Source organism: Croceimicrobium sp. (assembly GCF_965228705.1).
GTDB lineage: Bacteria > Bacteroidota > Bacteroidia > Flavobacteriales > Schleiferiaceae > Croceimicrobium.
The window spans coordinates 3710267-3730092 of the sequence record NZ_OZ245832.1 but is presented as its reverse complement, the minus strand read 5'-3'; the positions used below and the strand labels follow the sequence as shown (position 1 = coordinate 3730092).

At 44.5% G+C, this 19826-nt stretch carries 18 protein-coding genes; 3 read left to right on the top strand and 15 right to left on the bottom strand.

The window, feature by feature from the left end; genetic code table 11:
- Positions 1-64: 64 nt before the first annotated feature.
- The 3 genes from ACO05P_RS16690 (at position 65) to ACO05P_RS16680 (ending at position 1836) form a co-directional block, all read left to right on the top strand.
- Positions 65-784: an SIMPL domain-containing protein gene (locus ACO05P_RS16690; protein ID WP_421752629.1), complete on the top strand. Its 720-nt coding sequence runs from the start codon at positions 65-67 to the stop codon at positions 782-784.
- A 137-nt stretch (positions 785-921) separates the two neighbouring features.
- A complete protein-coding gene (locus ACO05P_RS16685) occupies positions 922-1392 on the top strand; it encodes a Dps family protein (RefSeq protein WP_421752627.1) in 471 nt (156 codons plus the stop codon).
- Between the two features lie 54 nt (positions 1393-1446).
- Positions 1447-1836: an acyl-CoA thioesterase gene (locus tag ACO05P_RS16680; RefSeq protein WP_210757799.1), complete on the top strand. Its 390-nt coding sequence runs from the start codon at positions 1447-1449 to the stop codon at positions 1834-1836.
- On the opposite strand, the gene ACO05P_RS16675 is transcribed toward ACO05P_RS16680, so the two are convergent.
- The 15 genes from ACO05P_RS16675 to ACO05P_RS16605 all read right to left on the bottom strand — a co-directional run bounded on the left by ACO05P_RS16675 (position 1833) and on the right by ACO05P_RS16605 (position 19623).
- Complete coding sequence (locus ACO05P_RS16675) at positions 1833-2891, bottom strand: cytochrome-c peroxidase (protein WP_421752624.1); 1059 nt, start codon at positions 2889-2891, stop codon at positions 1833-1835. The genes ACO05P_RS16680 and ACO05P_RS16675 overlap by 4 nt on opposite strands.
- A complete protein-coding gene (locus ACO05P_RS16670) occupies positions 2875-3672 on the bottom strand; it encodes an MbnP family protein (RefSeq protein ID WP_421752622.1) in 798 nt (265 codons plus the stop codon). Before ACO05P_RS16670 ends, ACO05P_RS16675 begins: the two co-directional genes overlap by 17 nt.
- A gap of 49 nt (positions 3673-3721) precedes the next feature.
- Positions 3722-4090 carry a hypothetical protein gene (locus ACO05P_RS16665; RefSeq protein WP_421752620.1) on the bottom strand — a complete coding sequence of 123 codons (369 nt, stop codon included), beginning with the start codon at positions 4088-4090 and terminating at the stop codon, positions 3722-3724.
- 161 nt (positions 4091-4251) lie between these two features.
- Positions 4252-6156, bottom strand: coding sequence for an acetate--CoA ligase (acs, locus tag ACO05P_RS16660; RefSeq protein WP_421752618.1), 1905 nt, complete (start codon positions 6154-6156; stop codon positions 4252-4254).
- Positions 6157-6158: 2 nt separating this feature from the next.
- A complete protein-coding gene (locus ACO05P_RS16655; RefSeq protein ID WP_421752616.1) occupies positions 6159-8051 on the bottom strand; it encodes an acetate--CoA ligase in 1893 nt (630 codons plus the stop codon).
- 4 nt (positions 8052-8055) lie between these two features.
- Positions 8056-8412, bottom strand: a complete 357-nt coding sequence (locus ACO05P_RS16650) for a response regulator transcription factor (protein ID WP_421752614.1) — start codon at positions 8410-8412, stop codon at positions 8056-8058.
- Positions 8405-11089 (bottom strand): ATP-binding protein, encoded by a 2685-nt coding sequence (locus tag ACO05P_RS16645; protein WP_421752612.1) that lies wholly within the window; start codon positions 11087-11089, stop codon positions 8405-8407. The genes ACO05P_RS16650 and ACO05P_RS16645 overlap by 8 nt, the downstream gene beginning before the upstream one ends.
- Complete coding sequence (locus tag ACO05P_RS16640) at positions 11089-11265, bottom strand: hypothetical protein (RefSeq protein ID WP_210757791.1); 177 nt, start codon at positions 11263-11265, stop codon at positions 11089-11091. Before ACO05P_RS16640 ends, ACO05P_RS16645 begins: the two co-directional genes overlap by 1 nt.
- Positions 11266-11391: 126 nt before the next feature.
- Positions 11392-13179, bottom strand: coding sequence for a sodium:solute symporter family protein (locus ACO05P_RS16635; RefSeq protein ID WP_421752611.1), 1788 nt, complete (start codon positions 13177-13179; stop codon positions 11392-11394).
- Positions 13180-13196: 17 nt separating this feature from the next.
- Positions 13197-13457, bottom strand: a complete 261-nt coding sequence (locus ACO05P_RS16630; RefSeq protein WP_421752610.1) for a DUF4212 domain-containing protein — start codon at positions 13455-13457, stop codon at positions 13197-13199.
- Positions 13458-13563: 106 nt separating this feature from the next.
- Positions 13564-14880 (bottom strand): hypothetical protein, encoded by a 1317-nt coding sequence (locus tag ACO05P_RS16625; protein WP_421752608.1) that lies wholly within the window; start codon positions 14878-14880, stop codon positions 13564-13566.
- Positions 14881-15007: 127 nt separating this feature from the next.
- Entirely contained in the window at positions 15008-15427 is a 420-nt protein-coding gene (locus ACO05P_RS16620; RefSeq protein ID WP_421752607.1) for a transposase-like zinc-binding domain-containing protein, read from the bottom strand.
- Between the two features lie 132 nt (positions 15428-15559).
- A complete protein-coding gene (locus ACO05P_RS16615) occupies positions 15560-17362 on the bottom strand; it encodes an acyl-CoA dehydrogenase family protein (RefSeq protein WP_421752605.1) in 1803 nt (600 codons plus the stop codon).
- Between the two features lie 147 nt (positions 17363-17509).
- A complete protein-coding gene (locus ACO05P_RS16610) occupies positions 17510-19054 on the bottom strand; it encodes a hypothetical protein (RefSeq protein ID WP_421752603.1) in 1545 nt (514 codons plus the stop codon).
- Positions 19054-19623, bottom strand: coding sequence for an RNA polymerase sigma factor (locus ACO05P_RS16605; RefSeq protein ID WP_421752601.1), 570 nt, complete (start codon positions 19621-19623; stop codon positions 19054-19056). The genes ACO05P_RS16610 and ACO05P_RS16605 overlap by 1 nt, the downstream gene beginning before the upstream one ends.
- Positions 19624-19826: the final 203 nt, after the last annotated feature.

Here is a 19826-nt window from a genome sequence, read left to right as displayed (position 1 = left end):
AGCTCACTCATAATTAGCTTTAGACAGCATATCAACGAATTCTTCACTTAGAAAATCCGGTCACATGAAAAACCTCATCACCTTATTCAGCCTCCTCCTTCTAGTTAGCTGTCAAAACAGCTCAACACCTCCCCCTTCCAAATTCAAAACCATTCTCCTTAAAACAGAAGGGGAAGTAGAAACCCTACCTAATCAAGCTTCCTTTTATATTAGACTGGAATGCCTTGACTTCTCCATTAAAAAATCCAAGCAGTGTTTAATTGATAAGTCGAATGAGCTCCATGATAGATTACTGGCCCTGGGAGTAGATCAGGATGATATTCTCACCACTGCAGTAGATTTGGATAAGAGCTACCGCTGGCAAAACAGCTCCCAAATTTTTGAGGGCTATAAGAGCTCCACTCGGATTTTCCTCACGGTAAAGGATATTGATAAATTGGATGAGATCTATACCGAGCTCTTAGAGAATCGCAAGCTCGACCTGGGCGGATTAAGCTATTCACATTCCGAGATTGACAGCTTAAAAAATGAAGCCTATCTCAATGCTCTGAAAAAATCAGGCACTCTATCCGATAAACTATTGGAGCAAATTCCAGAAACTAAAAAAGAAATCCTGAAAATTGGCAATGTTGAGATCACTGCCTCTCAGCCTGATGCCAATCAATTCCTTAAACAAGAAGCGGATAATTTCGCTAATAGTGTTGCTAAGTTCAAGTCAATAGCCATCAGTAAAGGCACGGTAAAAGTGACCGCAAGCTTATATGTAGAATATCAGATTAAGTAAAGCCCAAACCAAAGGGCTAGCAATGGCTTTCTCGGAAAATTCATCGCTCAATAACATATAGTTATCGACTATCCTTATTAACTTCACAATTGCGATAGCTAATAGTTATCTTTGAACAGAATTTAAAAACCATAGTCATGAGCAATAATCAAATCGGTTTACCTATCAATGAAGCCAGCAAACTGGCTGATAAACTGAATATCCTCCTTGCCAATTACCAGCTTTTCTACGCCAATAGCCGTGCCCTGCATTGGAACATTAAAGGCGAAAAATTCTTTGAGTTGCATCTGAAGTTCGAAGAGCTCTATATGGACTCCTTCCAAAAGGTGGATGAAATTGCCGAGCGTATCCTCACCTTAGGTTACACGCCCCTGCACACCTTTACCGACTATCTTAAAGAAGCCAAAATTGCCGAAGCCGCTAATATCAGCGAAGCTCGTCCGGCAGTAGAAGCAGTACTTTCCGGCTACAAAACTTTATTGGAGCTGGAGCGCGAAATCCTCGACCTTTCCGGTGAAATGAATGATGAGGGTACCAATGCCCTAATGAGTGACTACATCCGCGAACAAGAAAAAAGCGTTTGGATGTACAGTGCCTTCTTGAAATAAAACAATAGCAAAGGGAGTTGGGTTAAATACCTGACTCCCTAAAATTTTACGATTATGAATTTCCATACCCGCAAATGGGTAAAACCCGAAGACCTTAACCCTAACCTAAGCCTTTTTGGTGGTCGCTTACTTTCCTGGATCGATGAAGAAGCGGTAATCTACGCCATCGTTCAATTGGAGAACAAGCATGTAGTAACCAAGTATATCTCTGAAATCAATTTTATCTCGGCTCCCAAGCAAGGGGATATCGTTGAGCTAGGGATTGAAGCCACCCACTTCGGCAAAACCTCTATTACCATGCGCTGTGAGGTCCGCAATAAATTAACTCGCGAGCCCATCCTTAAGATTGATAAACTGGTTTTTGTAAACCTCGACGATCAAGGTAAACCGGCAGCTCACGGTAAAACCGAAATCACCTACGTTAAAGATCGCCTCGATTCTTAAGGCATATAAGCTTTGTAGCTAGTGGTATCGGTCAATGCCTCCAAAAAGGAAATCAAATCTACCTTTTCCTGAGCACTGATACTAAAACCTGTAATTAGGGAACTCTTTAAGCGATGATTACTTCCCCCTGAAGCATAGTGATCTACCACTGCCTCCAGGCTTCCCAAACTACCATCATGCATATAGGGGCCAGTTAAGGCGATATTACGCAAGGTCGCCACTTTAAACTGCCCTTCATGCTCGGGAATATTATTGGTTACTCGAGCCCGACCGGGATCCACATAAACCTCATAGAGGCCATTATTCTGAAAGCTAAAATCAGTGGTCAGAGGTAATACATGGCAGGCCACACAATTGAGCTCCGCACTTTTAAAAAGCGCTAAGCCCCTTTTTTGGGCTGGGCTCAGGGCCGATGCGTCTCCAGCGTATTCATGGCGATCAAAAGGCGAATTGTAGGAGACCAAAGCTCTTTCATAAGTGGCCAGTGCCAATGCCAGGGTCTTCGGATTCACATCCTCCTTAAAAGCCCTTTGAAACAGTTCTTGATAATAGTCTACCGCTGCCACCCGAGCTATGGCCTCTGAAAAAGGTAAATCCATTTCCCGATGCTCTTCAATAGGGCCAATCACCTGACTTTCTAAAGTAGGATTTCCCCCATCCATAAATAGATAGGGCTGCCAAGCCACATTAAATAAGGTGGGCGAATTACGATTATGCAGCCTTCCCTCCGTTCCTATCGCCACCGCTCTACCATCCGAAAATGCCAGATGAGTTAAGTGGCAGGAGCTGCAAGATAAATCCCGGTTCCGACTCAAGATAGGATCAAAAAACAAAGCCTTACCTGCAGCAATTGCTTCTTCCGTAAGCTCCTTCCCTTCTCCAATTGGCATTTCCGGAAAATGATTGATGCTAATCCGTACCGGGCTAGGCTCCGATTGAATGTTTAATTCGGTATCTGGCTGACAAGCCTGAGCCAAGAAAAAAAGCATTCCCATCGCGACTATGATCTTCGCGATGGGGAATGCTCCAAATTCTATTTTACTTTTTGTGTCCATGATCGCTACCCAATTCAAAGCTGGTAGCGGCATCGAACTGATTCATCATTTTCTCTGCCAAAGGACGGGCATCGCCCATAGACATGGTAAGTACTTCAGAATGCAAGTCGATTCCTTGCAGGAACTGCTGATAATCCACGGTCATGGTAATATCCAGGGTATCTCCCTTTTCTACCGAAGTGTGTAGCATGGTACTACGATCTTTACGGAAAGGATCGGTACCTAAGTGATACTTGAAGGTTTGGTCATAAGTGCCGTCACCTTCATAATCGATTTCACCTTCAATCTTCACGAAGATATAGCCCGAAGCCCAAGACCAGTACATGCCTTCCGGCTGAGGAGCCAAAGGATGGTTTACATCACTGAAGTCAGTAGGTTGCATACCATTTCCACCAGTTTCCGTATTGGTTTCGGCATCTACCCCAATGCTTACATTAAACATATGGGCATGACCCGCTTCGATGGTTCCCATATTGCTCATCATCACATCTGGACGAATGATATAATACTCAGGATTCAAAGCGGTAGAATTTCCTGCATCATCCATAATTACCGGCTTGGCCAAATAGAAAGTTGCCAGGGTATAGCGAATGGTATAACCGCTATCACTGGTAAACTCCTGATTTAAGGCAAAATCTGTAGTTCCGTATTTAAAGTCATAATGCAGAATTACAGGAACTTCAGAAGTAGTGGTATTAGGATTCTGACTAGGGGTATCGTCCTCACAAGAGGTCATGAAAGTAGCAAGCGCTAAGGCAGCTACGAAATATTTAAGTTTCATTATTTGATCTGATTTAGAGTTGATTATATAGGGATTCTATGAAGGGAACCTATACAATCGGAGGACGCCAGATCATTTTCAATGCACCGCTGGAAAGCAATGCTTGCTTGCTTAAAGGATAATCTAAAGTGAGGCTATGAATTTCTATTGGATTTTGATCAGACTCGAAGTCCGTCAAGAATAAAGAAAGCTCTTCTTTGTACTCAGGCAAGGCAGGCTTATCCGGTTCCTCACCGGCCTGTAGCAAGGCTTTCAACTGACAGTGACCCTGACAATCATTATCCTTGATTTCCTTTTTCACACAGAGTTGAGTGGCATAATAGTCTTGCTGTACCTCAAACTGCATCCAAACTATCGAATTATAGAGGCTGCTGGCGAGGGTACCCAAACTGATTAGTATAGCGTAGAGCCATCTCATGTTACAAAGGTAATTCTGGCGATGCTTTTGGAATGTATCCTAAAGCACCTAATTAGTATACGAAGGAAAATTCTGTGGGTTGGCTGAGTAATTTTTTGGCGGCATAAAAAAAGCCATCCTGAAAATTCAGAATGGCTTTTATCATATAAGGGAGCTTAAATCTACAAAGCCCCGGCTTTGATTTCATCCACTACGTCTGGATCCAATAAGGTAGAAGTATCGCCTAAATTAGAGGTATCTCCTTCTGCAATCTTACGTAAGATTCGACGCATAATCTTTCCAGAGCGAGTTTTGGGCAATCCACTCACGAATTGGATTTTATCGGGCTTGGCGATTTTACCAATTTCTTCTACTACCGTTTCCACGATTTCCGCTCTCAGCTTATCAGGATGGGTAGGTGGCTCCTTGGTAATCACGTAGGCATAAATTCCTTGCCCCTTAATATCGTGAGGATAACCTACCACCGCAGATTCCGAAACGATATGGTCATTAGAATTAATAGCATTTTCAATTTCGGCCGTTCCAAAACGGTGACCAGATACATTGATTACATCATCTACCCTACCGATAATCCGATACATGCCTTTATCATCTCTACGAGCACCATCACCAGTAAAGTAATAGCCATTGTAATGAGAGAAATAGGTGTTCTTGCAACGTTCATGGTCACCATAGGTGGTGCGCAACATGGATGGCCAAGGGAAGCGCATCGCTAAATAGCCTTCCTGATCATTGCCATCAATCTCCTTTCCTTCTTGATCGAGCAGCACAGGCTGAATTCCCGGTAAAGGATATCCCGCATGTGAAGGTCGCATAGGACTATGTCCACCTAATCCCGAAATCATGATTCCACCAGTCTCAGTTTGCCACCAGGTATCCACAATGGGGCATTTCTCTTTCCCTACGTGGATATGGTACCATTCCCAAGCTTCCTCATTAATCGGCTCACCCACGGTACCTAACACTTTTAAGGAATAGAGTCCATAGCTTAATACGTGATCCTCACCCTTGGCCATTAAAGCCCGAATGGCGGTGGGAGCAGTATAGAATTGATTTACACCGTGCTTATCACATACCTGCCAGAAACGACCCGCATCAGGATAGGTGGGCACCCCTTCGAACATCAAAGTGGTAGCACCATTTAAAAGAGGACCGTAAACAATATAAGAGTGCCCGGTAATCCAGCCAATATCGGCAGTACACCAGTACACATCGCTCTCATCGTATTGGAAAACATTAGCAAAGCTATAACCGGCATACACCATGTATCCACCGCAAGTATGCACTACCCCTTTGGGTTTACCAGTAGATCCGGAAGTATAGAGGATAAAGAGCATATCCTCGCTATCCATGGGCTCAGCGGGGCAAAAACGATCTACGTCCAATAATTCCTCATGCATCCAGTAATCACGACCTTCTTTCATTTGCACATTCCAGCGGGTACGCTCAGACACCAGAACAGTCTCTACGCTGGTGCAGCTTTTCAAAGCTTCATCGACCACTCCCTTACAAGGGATCTCCTTGGCACCTCGGTAAATACCATCGGCAGTAATTACCATTTTACAAGATGAGTCATTGATACGATCGGCCAGGGCATGAGCGGAGAAACCTGCGAATACCACGGAATGCACTGCACCAATGCGCGCACAAGCCAAAACGGCAATCGTTAATTCGGGTATCATGGGCATGTATATTGCCACGCGATCCCCTTTACCTACCCCATGCTTTTTAAGCACATTGGCCGTACGACAAACCTCTTCATGCAATTCGCGATAGGTCATCCGCACAAAGCGTTCTTTAGGATCATTCGGCTCCCAAATCAAAGCCAGTTTATTACCACGCTTTTCCAGGTGACGATCTAAACAGTTCTCAGTAATATTGAGCTTGGCATTAAGAAACCACTTTACATCAGGGCTATCGAATTCCCATTCCAGGGTTTTATCCCAGGGCTTTTGCCACTGGTAGTTGGAGGCTATTTGCCCCCAAAAATCTTCGGGTCTTTCTGTACTGAGCTTGTATTGCTCCTCGTATTCTTCAAATGAATTAATTCGGAATTTTGCTTCCATTCTTAGCTGGTTATTTGTTTAACACTTGGATGAACAATGTCATTGATCTCCTCCACAATGGCCGGATCATCAATGGTTGATGGTATCTTAAGCTCCTCTCCATTTACAATGGCGCGGAGTAATTTACGCAGGGTTTTCCCAGAGCGGGTTTTCGGTAAGCGAGGCACCTGATACACCTTTTTCAATGCAGCCACCGCTCCAATCTCAGAACGAACCGAAGCTACAATTTCTTCCGCAACTTCAATAAAGGGCCTTCCGGTTTGATGACAAACCACCAGAGCTAAAGGAATCTGCCCTTTCAAGCTATCATCGGCACCAATCACAGCACATTCCGCCACATCAGGATGAGCGGCCACCACTTCTTCCATTTCAACCGTCGATAAACGGTGTCCGGCCACATTGATAATATCATCTACCCTACCGGTGATATAGGTAAATCCGTCGGCATCCCTAAAGCCGCCATCTCCACTAAAATAATAGCCGGGAAAACGCTCCAGATAAGAAGACTTAAAGCCTTCCACATTATTCCAAAGGGTAGGTAAACATCCTGGAGGCAGAGGCAATTTCACTGCTACGTAGCCTTCTTCTCCGGCAGGAGACTCATCTCCCGCTTCGGTGAGGATTCTTAAATCGTAGCCCGCAACTGGCTTACTAACTGAGCCAGGTTTCACTTCGAGCAATTCTATTCCCGGGAAGTTTGATAGCATTGGCCATCCACTTTCGGTTTGCCACCAGTGGTCCACTACGGGAATACCCAACTGACCTTGCAACCAGGTTAGGGTATCTACATCGCAGCGCTCGCCTGCCAGAAATTGATATTTTAAGGAGGATAGATCGTATTGCTTGATAAACTGTCCCTTGGGATCTTCTTTACGGATGGCCCGAATAGCGGTAGGTGCAGTAAACATCACCTTCACCTTATATTCTGCAATAATCCGCCAGAAGGTAGAGGCATCGGGAGTTCGAATCGGTTTCCCTTCAAATAAAACAGTGCTTGCTCCACTTAATAAGGGGGCATACACGATATAAGAGTGTCCAACTACCCAGCCGATATCAGAGGCAGCCCAATACACATCACCGGGCTTAATACCATAAATAGCTTCCATACTGTAGCGAAGGGCCACCGCATGCCCGCCATTATCGCGCACCACCCCTTTGGGTTTTCCGGTGGTTCCGCTGGTATATAGGATATAGAGTGGATCTGTGGCATAAACCGGCGTACAACCAACATACTCGGCCTGCTCCTCCATTTCATCAAAATCAATATCGTAATCCTTACTGGGCACCAAAGCACCAAGCTTCCGCTGAAAGATCACCACCTTCTCAGGTTTATACTCCGCCAGTTCCATAGCTTTGTCTACCATAGGCTTGTAAGGAATAATGCGATCTACCTCAATACCGGAAGAGGCCGTGATTAATACTTTTGGACGGGCATCATCAATACGGATAGCCAACTCATGAGGAGCAAAGCCGCCAAAAACTACAGAGTGCACCGCTCCTAATCGGGCACAAGCAAGCATCGACATTACCGCTTCGGGAATCATGGGCATGTAGATTATCACAGTATCTCCTTTGCCAACCCCTAGTTTCTTTAAACCGCCTGCGATCTTCGCCACGCGATCTCGCATCTGGCGATAGCTAAATTGGGCTTTAGTTTGGGTAACGGGAGAGTCGTAATACATAGCCACTTGATCGGCCCGACCATTTTCTACATGGTAATCCAGGGCCAGATAAGCGGTATTGGTCATCGCACCATTAAACCAGCGATACAGTCCATCCTCGTCGGTAGACAGTACCTCATCGGCTGGGCGATACCAGTCTAATTTTTGTGCTTGTCGGGCCCAAAATCCCTCCGGATCTTGCAAGCTGTTTTGATATTCGGTTTGGTATGACATGGTTTTAGATTAGTTCTTCTATATGTTGTAATAATTCTTTGTTCGAGAAGGGTTTTAGAAGATAGAGATCGGCGCCATGTCCATAGCCTTTTTGCACATCGTCTTTCTTGCTTTTCGCGGAAAGGAAGACCACTTTGGGAGGGCTAGATTTTGATTTGAGATAATCACATACTTCATATCCATCAACATCTGGCATCATAATATCCAGGAGTACCAAATCCGGTTGGTAACGATCGGCCAGATTCTTGGCTTCGTTACCGTTTCGGGCGATATACACCTCATAGCCTTTGCGTTTAAAAAGGTATTCCAGAGACATTAGGATATTGATCTCATCGTCAACTATTAAAATCTTGCTACGCATCAATGTGGGATTTCGAGTTCTTCATTTGCGCCTCTTGCAGATACAATGGCAGGGTAAAGCTAATCTTTGCTCCTCCTCCAGGGTTATCTTCTATCCATATTTTCCCTTTATGCATTTGAATAATATTCTTACTAATAGCCAAGCCCAGTCCGCTGCCACTGGGTTTCCGGCGGGTTTGATTTCGTACTTGATAAAATTTATCAAATACCAGCTCCCGATCGCTTAAAGGAATTCCATTGCCATTATCATGGATGTTCACCTTTAAATCCTGATCCAAACGATAGGCAGTTACCCAAACCGCTCCATTATCATGACGAGCATGTTTAAGGGCATTGCCAATTAAATTATGTAAAACCTGAGCAATCCGATCTTCATCTGCATAGGTGGCTGTAAGAGGTGCTGATATTTCACAGCGCAGGCTATGTCCCTTTTTAGCTGCCAATGCCTGAAACTGTTTTACCGTATCCTCTATTAATTGCCCCAGATCAACACGGCTCAAGGAAAGCTTCTGACTGCCGCTTTCAAATTTTTCTAAATCCAGCACATTGCTAATCAAGCGGGTTAGGCGCTCACAGTCTTGCACCATATTGCCAATAAAACGCTGACGGTCTTCTTCTGGCATTTCCGGATCATCGTGCACCAACTCTGCCTGGGTACGAATGGCGGTTAAAGGAGTGCGCAGTTCATGAGTTACGGTATACAAGAACTCATCCTTCAATTCGGTTAATTCCTGAAGCTTATAATTGGCTTGTCGTAAATCTTCAGTGGCCTTGCGTAGCTCTTCACTACGAGTACTCAATTCGCGGTTTAGGCGTAGTACTTTCTGACTTTCTTCTAAGATCCCCAATACCTCAGAGCGACTTAATTCTTCGCGTTGCACTACCGAGGAGATCATAATTTTGGCGCTAGCTGGACCAATAGCTTCGGAGAGCAATCGTTCGGCATAACTGATCACCCGACTATCGGCGGTAGGAGATATGCTCCAATCAATATTATTTAGTCGGGCATATCGATCGAGTACCTTTTCCGTACGTTGATTCCCCAAGAAATTGATAAGGAGACTTTTTATATCTGGGAAGGGCGCCGAACCTCGGTAAATCTCAGGGGCTTCATTTCCGCTTAATAAGCTACTGGCCTTCACAAATAAGGTAGCCTGATTTTCTTCTTCTTGCGTGGCTTCTAAATTCAAGCTCCAAGCAATGAAAATGCTGGTATTTACCAATAAACTAAAGATGGTTGCGGCGCTTAACACACTCACCCCCATGGCATCTGCGATAAGCTGAGGAGAGGCCCAGCCTAAAAGTTGTGGATCACCACTAAGAAGGACCAAAATTTCGGGCAGCACCAAAAAATAGAACCAAATAGCAAAGCCAGTGGCTATTCCGGCGAAAGCCGCCTTACGATGCGCCTGTTTCCAAAACAAAGCACCAAAGAAGGCCGGAGCAAATTGACTGATAGCCACAAAGGACACCATACCAATACTTACCAGCGACTCCTTCACGGCGATGTAGTGGTAATAGAAATAGGCCAAAATCAAAATCCCAAAGATGGCCCAGCGTCTTAAACCAATTATTCGTCGATCCAATGGCTTGTCTTTGTTCCACACAATTTGAGGCACTAGTACATGGGTACTAAACATATTTCCCAGGGCCAGGGTCGAAACAATAATCATAGATGTAGCAGCCGAGAGTCCTCCTAAAAAGGCCAGGGCTGCAGTGGCCGGACCTCCGCTTTGCAGGCTAAGACTTAAAAGATAGAAATCTGCTTTGGCACCGGGTGCTAATTCGGGGCCCATCAAAGCAAAAGGAAGGACCAATAGGTTGAGGATGAGCATGTACAAAGGCACCAGCCAGAGGGCCTTTGAAATATTTCTTTCGCTAGTATTTTCGACCACCCCCATTTGAAACTGGCGTGGCAAAAGCATAAAGGAAAATGCCGAAATCAGCAAAATGGAAGCCCAATCTGCTGTAGGCATTTCAAAGGATTGATGCGTAAATCGATCGAGAGCGGAATAGAAGCGATCGTCTCGTAAAAAACTATTCAAGCCAATCAGGCCCACAACTAAAAAGGCTACTAGTTTAAATAAACTCTCAAAAGCAATGGTACCAATCAGCCCGGCTTTAGGACGGTTATTCTGAACATAACGGGTACCGAAGAATATGGTAAAAGCAAACATAATCAGGCTTACATAGAGGGCCGGATCACTAAGGCTAAAGCCCGTATTTATGGGAGAGGCACTTCCACTTAAGATGGTAAAGCTTTCGCTGATGGCTTTGATCTGCAAAGAGATATATGGCAATACACCAATTAGGGATAAGGCGGCCACTAATTTCCCCATGGCGGCATCTTTACCATAGCGCGATGAAAGTAAATCGGCCAAAGAGCCAATCCCTTGATTCACTTTAAGGTAATAGAGTTTACGAGCAATGGGATACCACAGAAACATAACCAGGGTAGGCCCAATATAGATTAAGAGGAAATCGAAGCCCGATTCGGCAGCCCGCCCGATGCTACCGTAAAAGGTCCAGGCGGTACAATATACTGCCAATGCCAAAGCATAGATATAGGGCATCCATCGGCGGAAGCCTACATTACTGAGTCGCTTTTCAAAATACCAGGCGGCACCAAAGATGAAGCCCAGATAAGCGGTTGCTATGACAATGAGTAGCAGGGTCATCAGGGATTCTCAATCTTTTTAGCAGTTCGATACAAGAAGAAAACCCAGATTACAAAGAGGCTAAAGAGGTAAATAATAAACGAAAGAGATCCCTCGAAGAAGGACCAAAAGAGCGGAGAAATTACCGTAAGGCTCAGGACTACAATCAGGGCATTTTTGGTTAATAGCTTCTCCATCTTTCAAATATTGCAAATTCCAAAAACTGTGTGGCTGACAATTCTCATAAAGAAGGATCGCCCGGCCAATATAAGAGGGGTACGGCCGGGCAATCTTCTTAAGCTTAGGTTTGGTTAGCTTTTTTATTAATGTGCTTGTGCATCTCCAGCGCCAGAAGGGATACGAATATCTTCCACCAACTCCTGAACATCTTCGGGGGTTTCGGGCGTAAATCGCATCACAATCAAACTCACCGCCAGATTAAAGAGCATGGCAATAGTTCCAAATCCTTCCGGACTAATACCGAACCACCAGCTATCTTTTAGGCCTGCAGTGGCAGCCATACCGCCATCGAATACTCCGAACTTAAATTTAAGAATATAAAATATCATTAAGGCCAAGCCGGCGATCATTCCAGCCACAGCCCCTTCTTTGTTCATCTTCTTCATAAAGATTCCCAGGATGATCGCTGGGAAGAAGGAAGCCGCAGCCAAACCAAAGGCCAGGGCCACTACCGCCGCTACATAATCGGGCGGATTGATTCCGAAATATCCGGCCACACAAACGGCAATAAAGGCTGAGAATCGAGCGGAAAGTAATTCACCACGCTCTGAGATATCGGGCATCCATTGCTTCTTCAATAAATCGTGAGAAATAGAAGTAGAAATTACCAATAACAATCCAGCAGCGGTAGAAAGAGCTGCGGCTAAACCACCGGCAGCCACTAAAGCAATTACCCACACTGGGAGGTTCGCGATCTCAGGATTAGCCAATACAATGATATCACGATCCACAAATAGCTCATTTTCGTTGCTGTTATCGGGATTGCTTACAATTAGGTTTCCTTGCTCACCTACTTCATTGGAAAACTCAGGAGCCTTTCCGGTTACCGCAGGGCCAGGACGGTATTGAACCTTTCCATCACCGTTTTTATCGGTCCAGGCCAGTAAATGCGTTTGTTCCCAGTTGGAAACCCACTGTGGTAACTCAGAATAGGATTTACCTTCAACGGTTTGAATCAAATTGGTACGAGCAAATACGGAAATAGCTGGAGCTGTAGTGTACAGAATGGCGATAAACAACAATGCGTATCCTGCTGATTTACGAGCATCGCGCACCTTAGGCACAGTAAAGAAACGCACAATTACGTGAGGCAATCCGGCTGTTCCCAGCATTAAGGCTGCGGTGATGAAGAATACATCTACCTTGCTCTTAGAGCCATCGGTATAGGAGGCAAATCCTAGTTCCTGGTTGAGCTGATTGAGCTTTTCCAGCAGATAGGTATCATCTGCAAGTTTACCCCCCATTCCAATTTGAGGAATGAAGTTATCGGTCAACATCCAGGAGATAAAGAAGGCGGGCACCATAAAGGCGAAAATCAATACACAGTACTGAGCCACCTGAGTATAGGTAATCCCTTTCATACCACCGAGTACGGCGTAGATCAGTACGGTTACCATTCCGATAATTACACCTGTAGTTACATCCACTTCGAGGAAGCGAGAGAATACCACCCCTACTCCACGCATCTGTCCGGCTACATAGGTAAAGGACACGAAGAGCGCCGCTACGATAGCCACGGTACGAGCAGTATTACTGTAATAGCGGTCGCCAATAAAATCGGGCACGGTAAACTTTCCGAACTTACGTAGATAGGGCGCCAGTAATAAGGCCAGAAGCACATAGCCACCGGTCCATCCCATCAGGTAAACCGAGCCATCATAGCCTTGGGTAGAGATGAGACCAGCCATAGAAATAAATGACGCCGCACTCATCCAATCGGCTGCGGTGGCTAAACCATTTGCCAGAGGCGAAACCCCACCACCGGCCACATAAAATTCTTTGGTAGAACCGGCGCGACTCCAAATCGCAATACCGATATATAAGGCAAAAGTGATCCCTACGATGATGTAGGTCATAATTTGAATATCCATTTCCTTAAGCTTTTAGATTATTCCTCGGTATAGCCGTATTTGGCATCGAGCTTATTCATTTTCCGAACATAAACGAAGATCAAAATCACGAATGTGATGATGGATCCCTGTTGTGCAAACCAGAACCCTAGCGGGAATCCGCCGATATGGAACTGATTAAGGAAATCGACGAAGATGATTCCGGCCCCATAGGACACCAGGAACCAAATGCTTAATAATATAGCAAGGAGCTTGAGGTTTTCGCGCCAGTATTTATGCGCTTCGGTGTGATCTTTCATGCTAATTAAGTATTAGAATTTTTTGGCAGAGCCGATTGGAGTTAAATGAGAAGCAGGTGATAAATTGGCCTGCCTCCGCATTCGATCACTCCAGAATCTTTGCTCCTTATAGATAAATCATTGCTTGCAGGGTGATCTCCGATTTTCGGGTCACATCGTCGGCATTAGTGAAATCCGGACGACTGCGGTAATTGAGGGTCAATTTAGAATGGTGCCCAGCCATGTACATGTTCAGACCTAAGTCGAAAACACTTACCGGCACCTTATCGCCATTGGAATCTTGCACCCCTTCAAAGTCATTGTAGATCAGAGCTACATAGGGTTGCCAGATCAGGTCATCGCGCTTTTTAGGCAACATATAACCTAGCTGGGTATAGATGCTGGTTCCGGTTCCTAAAGTGGGGAAAGAGTTTCCGCGTAAACCTGCACTAATGGTAGAACCATCCGCGGGATTTAGGATACCAATGCTACGTACATTATTAGGACCGAAATCATTGAAGTAACCAGCCGCATAAGCGGTTAGGGCCCCGCCATTTTTCAAGGGTAAGTCCAAGAAGGCATCCACAGAAAAGAGATTCATTCCGCTGGTTACAGTATCGCCCGCAGTATTGGTATACCACATGGCATCAGGATTACTCATGAATCCCGCTCCGATATTGAACACCTTTTTGGTACCTAAATAAGTACCAACACGGTAGGGCAAAAGGTTTCCTTCGGCATCGAAAAACTCATACTGAAAATACCCCTCATATACTTTAGCACTGTTTTGAGGATTGTAATTGGCGCGATCTACCGCAATAGCACCAGCGGTATTAGTTTCGAAAGGATCGTTCACCGCCACTTGATAGGCCAATTTGCCAATCTTACCTTTAGCGAAGATGCCCAGTTTACGTGCAAATTGATCAGTGGCTTCAATGGTAGCCCAGTTTAAGATCGGGGCATCATAAGCCATTAAGTTTAAGGTAGAGGCATTGGTCATCCGGCTTAAGCCATTCCAATAATGCAAGCCACCACCCAGATTTAAATATTTTGGGATTACGGTATAGTCTACCCAGGCATCGTGCATATAGAGCTGAGGCTTCTTGCCATCAATACCCAAATAACCGCCGCTCACTGCGTTTTGGTTGTTAATTCCGAAATGGGTAACAATTAAGAAACGCTTATTAAGCTGACTAAACATCAGAAAGCGTGAACGACGCAAACCCACATCGGTGGTCGCATCCTGAGGAGCGCCAGCGCGCAAGCTACCTTCATTGTTTTGATTGTAGCGCAACCATACCTGATGCCAGGTTAATAGTCGGAAATACTTAGAGCCATCTTCGTTTAGCTTCACCTTAAGTCCGCCATTATAATCGGCAAAACCTTGTGCCATTAGCGAACCTGAGCCTATCAAAAGCAGCACTAAGAGTAATGTTTTTTTCATCGTCTAAGAGTTTGGTTATGGGTACCATAGCTTCGCGCTTTGGTATTGCCAAGGTTCTACAAATCTCTTTCAGAATGAAAAATGGTATAGTTTTTCGCTAAAGAATACAATATCGATGCGCTAAGTATCAGTCTCTGAAACGCTCCCAGCGAATAAGCATGTATTTATCACCCAATTCGGTTAAAACCATCCCCGCTCCTTTCAAGTTGGCAGCGTTCTGGTAAAACTTGATTAGTTCATCGTGGGTTAAAATGCGATAGGTAGGATGGTAATTCGAGTTCATCGGTCGTTTCACTTTATGTTGACGTACCCAGTTTATTACACTTACGTGTGAAACGCCTAAAATGCGTTCAATCTCCCGATATGAAAGGCCCTCTAAATAAAGCTGCAAGGCCTTGGTTACGTAATAATCATCAATCTTTTTCCCCAGGCGAGAAACGGTGAAATGGTATTTGCAGTTCTTACAGCGGTAGCGTTGTCGACCTTTAACAATTCCACTTTTAGTGGACTCTTCTCCTCCGCAATTTGGACAAACTCTTTCCTCCATTTTAATATACCTATTTAGCAAAGATATATCAATTTAGCAATTAAGTGTTGAACCGACATTTAATAAAGGATAAAAAAAAAAGCCTCCGCGCGAAGCAGAGGCTTAGATACCCATTGTTTATGAAAAAGTATACTAGAAAGGGTACCTATTCGAATCGATAACTTTAGCGGCGATTTCGCGACGTAATGCTTTAACGTTTACCGGATTAGCAGGCTTAGTAAAGCGCTTTAAACCGATCAACATCATACGTTGCTCATCTCCTTCAATAAAGCTGTAAATAGCTTCACGTCCTTTATTGGCCACAGCTTCCTGGGCCCAGTGCAGGTATAAACGGGCCATGGAAATTTCCACTTTTACCGCTTCCTCACCTTTTTGTTTTGCTAATTTCTCTGCTCTCAATAAAGCAGACTCTGCAGCATATACTTCGATAATCATATCGGCTGCATTCATAATAATCTCCTGCTCCGCTTCCAGATCCATTCCAAAGGTCTCTACCGCTTTACCAGCAACCATCAAAATAGACTTCTTCAATTTAAAAATGCTTTCTTTCTCTTCAGCAAAAAGGATATCCTCATCTGGCGTATCGAAAGAGGGAATCTCCATTAATTCATTGGCCACAGCCATGGCTGGACTCATTAAGTCGAGCTCTCCTTTTAAGGCCTTCTTAAGCAACATCGCAACCGAATGCAGGCGATTGATCTCATTGGTACCTTCATAGATACGAGCAATGCGCATATCGCGATAAGCCGCTTCTAATGGCGCATCGGCACTATAGCCCATACCACCGTAAATCTGCAGACCTTCATCCGAAACAAAGCTTCCCGCTTCGGATCCTAATACTTTCAAAATGGCGCATTCAATAGCGAATTCCTCTACTCCTTTCAATTTCGCTTCGCCTTGATCCATTCCGGCTTCCATCAAGCGAGCAATATTATTTTCTACATCTTGGCCAGCACGATAGGTCGCTGATTCCGAAACCCAGGTACGGGTAGCCATGTCTGCCAGCTTTTGCTGGATAGCGCCAAAAGTGGAAATAGAAGTTCCGAATTGTTTACGCTCGTTGGCATAAGATACCGCGTGAGTAGTAACCCGACGGGCGGCGTCCAAACAAGCTACTGATAATTTGATACGACCGTAATTAAGGGCGTTCATGGCAATTTTAAATCCACCATTACGCTCCCCTAACATATCTCCAACTGCCACTTCGCAGTCATTGAAGAATACCTGACGAGTGGAGCTGGCACGAATACCCAATTTATTCTCTTCTTCCCCGAATGACATTCCGGGATTACCCTTCTCTACAATAAAAGCAGTTAAATATTTATCGTCTTCAATGCGGGCAAATACTGTAAAGACATCCGCAAAACCCGCGTTTGAAATCCAAATCTTCTGTCCATTGATTTTATAGCTCTTACCATCTGCACTTAATTCGGCTTTGGTTTTACCGCTATTGGCATCTGATCCTGCTCCCGGCTCCGTCAAGCAATAGGCTCCCATTAATTCGCCGGTGGCTAGTCCTGGCAGGTACTTTTGCTTTTGCTCCTCTGTTCCATAGAGTAAGATGGGCAGAGTACCGATTCCGGTATGCGCACCGTAGGCGGTGGACAAGGAACCTGATATACCTGAAATACGATCGCAGACCAACATGGAGGTATTAAAATCCATTCCCAGACCGCCATACTCTTCTGGCACGCTAATTCCCAGCAAGCCTAATTGGCCAGCCTTCTTCATGATGTCTTCGGTAAACTTATAATCCTTGCTTTCGAATCGCTCGCGTTCCGGAGCAACTTCCTTATCGATAAAATCGGAAGTGGCCTGAGCCATCATCTTCTGTTCTTCTGAAAACTCTTCCGGAATAAAGATTTCATCACTGCTTACCTCACGAATTAGAAATTCGCCACCCTTTAAAAAGGACTTAGTATCGACATCTGCCATTGCGAGAATTTTTTTGGATTTGCCCAAAAATACTAAAATTTACTATGCATGCATAGTTTATGATCGAGCTTTTTCAAAAAAATAAAGGTGCCCCTTTTACAAGAAGCACCTCCATTGCAGAGTATCCTTTGTGTAATCTACAAATCCTTACCAGTGGTAGGATACACCCAACTGGAAAGAATACCGTAATTCATTCCTGTTGTACAGCACAAAATCTTGTTGCAGAGGATAGCGAAGCTGTACGCGTCCCAGAACTGACCAACGATCACTAAATCGCCAGCTCGCACCAGGTTGTAATAAGGCGCTCATTCCAAATAGGGATTGACTACCGCTTTCATCTTCGGAATAGGCCAAAACCTGTTGTAATGCCAGCCCTCCGGCCAGTTGAAACTGCCAATTGCCTTTACCCATTTGGTAACCATACAATAGTGGCAGTTCGGCATAATAATAAGCCCTTACTCTTTGGTTTACGATATTCGTCAGGTATTGGTTTGTATCTACACTTAAATTAATTGTAGTGTCACTAACGATTCTACGCGTTGTATCATAGACATAGTGCCCGGCCTGAAAGGAATCAATAACCCATTGGCGACTCACTTCAATTACCTCGCGGTCCTGAATATTGGTTTGCCAGATGCTATCAATTCGCATTTTTTGCGATGGCACATTTATAGAATAAGGCTGTTCCACCCTATAATATCCGAGACCTAAGCTGAAGAATTGATGTCGCTTTTGCCATTGTAATTCTGCCGATGCACCATAGGCCCAAAGTGAATTGGACTTCAAATCATTTTGAACTCCAGTTAATACACTAATGCGATTCAATTCAAAGCCACTTTCTCTGCGTATAAACTCTTCATCTTCCTCATCGGGAGCAAGAAGCGGTTCTTCGGCATCCTCAGCCTTTTCCGCTTGGGAAATCTTTGTAGGCTCAGCAGATTCTTCATCATCTAAAGAATTACCTGCCATTTGTGAATCCTTCTCAGACTTGTCGTCCGAATGAGCTGTATTAAATTCCCGATTTAAATCCAGATTTGTCAGAGTTTCATCAGAATTCAATTCAGGCTTACCCTCAATTTCAGAGGAAGCAGCACTTTTTTCAAAAGGTTTTCCCTGAACCTCTTCATTTAGGGGTTCCTCTGTTTCATTGGCTTTTTCAGAAGAGGGCGGATTATTGCTTTCATATACGCTTGGCGTGCTTTCGCCATTTTGTACATCCATAGCAGCAACTGCAGCTTCTGCCTGATCAGCCACCTCGTCTTGAGTTTCCCCTTCAGGACTAAAAGCTACTGCGGAATAACCTGACTCCTGTCCTTCTTCCTTCAGGTTTGGATCAATCTCTAATTCAGACGATCCCATGCTTGGTCCTTCCTGCCTTTCTACATCTCGGTCGGCATCAGGTATTCCCACAGTAGTTTGTTTTGAATTATTTTGAACTGGAGATTCCAGGCTAGAGTCACTATTTCCAACTACACTCTCCCCTGAAGAGTGCGGCCAGAAATACCAGGAACCCATGCCTATCATTAAGCCAATTAATCCGGCAACCAGCCAGCTAAACCAAATATTTTTTGAGGCAGCCGGAGTTAAAGCCGGCTGGGCTGCAATTTTCGCCTGCATAGCCTCCCAGTCCGCAGGGGTCGGACCATCGGCATTTGCACCAATTTTATCTTTTAATTTATCCCAATCGGCCATCAGATCACTTTCTTTAATGCTTGTTTATGGCTGAGTTCTCTTCGTAGCAGCTCTTTGGCTTTATTTAAATAGCGCTTGGAGCTCCGTTCTGAGCAATCGAGTTTAGAAGCTATTTCCTTATGCTGATAGCCCTCCCATTCGTAGAGGACAAACACCATTCGTTCGGGTTCTGGTAAGTGATAAATCAACTCCTTAACTTCCTCGGCCGACATTTCATCGACCACCTTAACCAGTCCGGGATTTAAATGGGGTTCTTCTAATTCAGCATCCGTTTCTTTCAAATCCGTTTGCTCTTTATACCGCTTTTCGCGACGATATTCATCAATAGCAGTTCGCACCGTTATACTGGATATCCAGGGCAAGAAATCCTGTTTCTCATCATAGGAATCCAGGTTCAATAATATTTTTAAAAAAGCGTCATTGAGTAAGGAGACTGCGTCTTCTCTTTGCTTTTTATAGCGGAAACAAATGGCCAATAGATAGTCAAAGCAGTGATGATACAAATCAAACTGCGCCTGCCGATCATTCTTCCGACATTGACTAATTATTTTGGTCAGCTTCCTATCCATTCTATTCCAAGTTAAGGAATGTCATTTTGTTTTTCCGACAAACCTCAACTCTGGCCTGAGTTTTAGAGATCATATTTGAATTGGCGGCTTAAAATTAACAATGCCCTTCGGCTCTGACCTTTTCAAAATATACATCTCGTGTTCACAACCTTGACCCAAATGCCCAGCTATGGAAAAAGCGCCCCGGTTATCCCGGGACGCCT